General features: G+C 58.2%; 1 pseudogene. It reads right to left on the bottom strand.

The window, feature by feature from the left end:
* Positions 1–440 precede the first annotated feature (440 nt).
* Positions 441–1,139: pseudogene (locus tag A6V37_RS01035) on the bottom strand (epoxide hydrolase); the annotation flags it as partial.
* Positions 1,140–1,267: the final 128 nt, after the last annotated feature.

Consider the following 1,267-nt stretch of genomic DNA (forward strand, 5'->3'; position numbering starts at 1 on the left):
CGGCGATGAACCAGTTCGCGATCCTCTACGAGGACCGCTTCACAAGAAACCACTCATAAAATGCATTTGATGGCCTGCCATCCGGCAGGCTTTTACCTGCCTTGCACACAAAAATTCGGACACTCCCGATCCTCAGTTCGCGCAGTGGCACCTTGTGTCGTTCGAAAGATTGTGAGCGGGTGCCCTATCATCGCGCGCATACGAGACCGGCGTTGCCGGTCTCGTGATACATCATCACCCAACGTAATCGAGTCGCAATCTCGCGGGTCATCGCCTCGTTTTAGTTGAAACAATGTCCGTGAATCACACAGCTTATTTTCCCCTCACGTGGCCTGCAAAGCCTTGTGCCAAGGGGCTCAGCGTTGTGGTGGAAAACGTATCCCCAGCTTTATCGACAAAATCAGGGGACAACTCCCTTCCCGCTCGATCGGACCTCAAGTCTACGCAGCGCGCAGCGACCTCAACCCCGCACGAACCTCCTCCGCAAACAGCTGCGGCTGTTCCCACGCCGCAAAGTGCCCACCCTTGTCGAGCCGGTTGTAGTAGATAAGGTTGTGATACGCCCGCTCGGTCCAACTCTTCGGGGCCTGATAATTCTCGCGGGGAAACACGCTCACGGCGGCCGGCACGGACACATCAGCAGCGGCAGTGAAGTTGAGATGCGACTCCCAATAGAAGCGTGCCGCGGAGACCCCTGTATTCGTCAACCAGTAAAGCGTGATGTCGTCCAGCACATCGTCTCGTGTCATCGCGCCTGAGGATTCTCCATTGACGTCGTGCCCGTACACGGCCGAGGTCAGCGCCGCCGCCGGCTGAGTATAGCCGTCGCCGTGATCGAGCATCCAGCTTGCGAGCGCAATGGGCGAGTCCGCCAATCCATACAGCGTTTGCGGACGCGTGCTCTGCTCCGCGATGTAGGCGCGCCGTTTCTTGGCCGCACTGCTCAGTTGGTCGTAAGCGTGCTTTTCCTCTTCCGTGAGATTGGCCGGTGGCGGATCACCGTCCTGAAGCGCTTTGACAATCTCGGGCGGAATCGTGGCCGGGAAGTTGACGTGAATGCCCAGCAATTCAGGCGGCGCCTGTTTGGCCATCACATTCGCCACCACCCCACCGAGATCGCCGCCTTGCGCCGCGAACTTCGTAAGCACCCGGCGAACCCATCTTGAATTGACGGTGTAACACCAGCGACGATCGCGTCCATCAAGAAACTAAATGGACACGTGTACACCATGGATGAGAACGTTGCGGTTCAACCGACGCGACGCCG

Source organism: Paraburkholderia ginsengiterrae, from assembly GCF_001645125.1.
Lineage (GTDB): Bacteria > Pseudomonadota > Gammaproteobacteria > Burkholderiales > Burkholderiaceae > Paraburkholderia > Paraburkholderia ginsengiterrae.